The sequence below is a fragment of the Nitrospira sp. BLG_2 genome, assembly GCF_049222245.1.
Map to the genome: position 1 here is coordinate 1 of NZ_JBLYIG010000113.1, position 2,056 is coordinate 2,056.

Sequence of the window (2,056 nt, forward strand, 5' to 3'; positions counted from 1 at the left end):
CCGGATTATAGGGGAAATTGAGCTTGATCGGCGAGTAATAATTGACCCCGAACCGGGTTTGCGGATTCAGTTTGTCTCTGTATGTGAACCTGCGAAGCACGCTTTCATCGGAAAGCAACTACAAGCAATATTGGGCCAACGAACTGCATCACACGGCGAATGGCTTCAAGCTGGTCACTGCTGTCTTTGCGAAAAAGCTCGATACCCTGCCAGACCAACATGGTTGCACCGTTAGGTTTTCGGCGACAACTTTCAACGTTTGCTTTGAGAATCCGACTCCACTGCGGACCCCCGTCTTGCATTCATCCCCACATCATGCGAAGACATCCCGAGAACTCATAAACTTATCATGGAGACATAGCGATGCCCAAAGCCCGTAGCGCTGGCCAGTGTGAACAATGCGAAGCCGGAGATCGAGTCAGGATGACCTTCATGACGTGCAACCGCTGCCGCCGGTATTTCTGTAGTGAGCACGGCACCCCGGAATTGGACCAATGCGAAATTTGTATTGAGGGCGGCGAGGAGACGGAATAGTGGATGTTTAATGAATCGAATCGTGGCCTGCATCGCCTCCGCCCTATCAGGTGAATTAGGCAGCGGCGTATATGCCTGGTAAAGAGCCTGCGGCAAGATCTCTGGCGATTCCCACCGATGCAGGTCCATCCGCAGTCATGGTGTAACCAGGTTTACTGTGGCCTTACAAAGGAACCGGAGGGGTTGTTTGGACTTGGACGACGTTCACGCTCAGAAATGTAAGGTGAGTGTCGCATCGAGGAAAAGCTGATCGATCGATGGCTCATCTTTCCGCTGAGAAACGAAGCTATCGTTCACTCAAGTCAGCCTTTGATGATTCATCATCTTTTAATCTGCAACTCCACGTTGATGAGTTTTATTTCTGTGAGATCGGCCAGCCGTGGACACCAACGTGTGCCGGCACGCCACAAGGCCGACTCCAGTTGGTCGTAGATCGTCCCCGGATGCTCATAGTGAATTCCGTACGCGTGAGAAGCTGCGCGTCGACAGGGGAACACGAACGACTTCCCCGACTCATCGGACTCCACCTCAAATCGGGTTACGGTCAGGTCAAACGTGAGCCGGATCTTGAACCAACAATGAGCATGATGGTCGTCGACCTGCATTGAGTGCTGATAGCACTGCAACACATCACGAACGTCAACCATGATCAACGATGTGTTTCCCGAAAAGACCTCGGCTCGCTTGTCGAGCACCAAGGCCTTGGCCAAAGACAAGGCGTGTGCGACTTGAATCGGGTTCAGTAGGTCAAAAGCCGACTCATAAATGGTAATGTTGGGATGTACCTTGAATTCGCGTAGAGTTCCGCGCTTGGCCAACTCGAGGTGCCAGTAAAAGTCCACGGTCTGGGACTGGCGGAAACGAAAGGTAAGCAGATTCATAACTCCATACCCGTCATCACGGTCAGCCGGATCTGGAACCTTTAGGAAGATACTCGGTCGCAGTTAATCCATCCGAACTTCTGCCGGTCCCTCTTCTACACCTATTCGCTTTGCATGTCACGCCTACTCTCGGAGGGTAGGCTTGCTCAGAACTCTCCCAGAGAGCGTCGGCCAACGGCGTGCGCTTTAAGTGCACGTCTACGTGTCCACTATATCGGCTCACTAAGCCCCTGGCGGGAGCAACAGATAGAGGCCAATTACAATGATAGGGGCTGCGATCAGCATAGCTTTTTTCCCGAAGGCATCATTGACGCCGTAAATTAAGATTACCCCTATGACTGTATAATAAATGAATCCAATTCCCCGATACGATCCACCGTGAGCTTCTTCTGCTAACGCGAGCGTAGGTCCGAGAGTCATGAATGCAATCAAGAGTCTGAGAACGCGATTCATGGCATTTCCCCCTTTCGATAGTTCGAACAACAGAAACGACGACTCGGAATAGGTGCCCGAGGAGCACAACTAGATCAGAGTTCTTAGAACATCAATTCACAATGCATCTTGGAGTTACGAATCATAACTTCAGCATATCGCGTGAAAATGGCAGGCCTACTCGGGAAGACCCGAGAATCAGTGCTCGC

At 51.4% G+C, this 2,056-nt stretch carries 1 protein-coding gene; it reads right to left on the reverse strand.

Features of this window, described 5'->3' with window-relative positions:
* Positions 1-854: 854 nt before the first annotated feature.
* Positions 855-1,415, reverse strand: coding sequence for a hypothetical protein (locus ACOSYY_RS03300; RefSeq protein ID WP_421660846.1), 561 nt, complete (start codon positions 1,413-1,415; stop codon positions 855-857).
* Positions 1,416-2,056 lie beyond the last annotated feature (641 nt).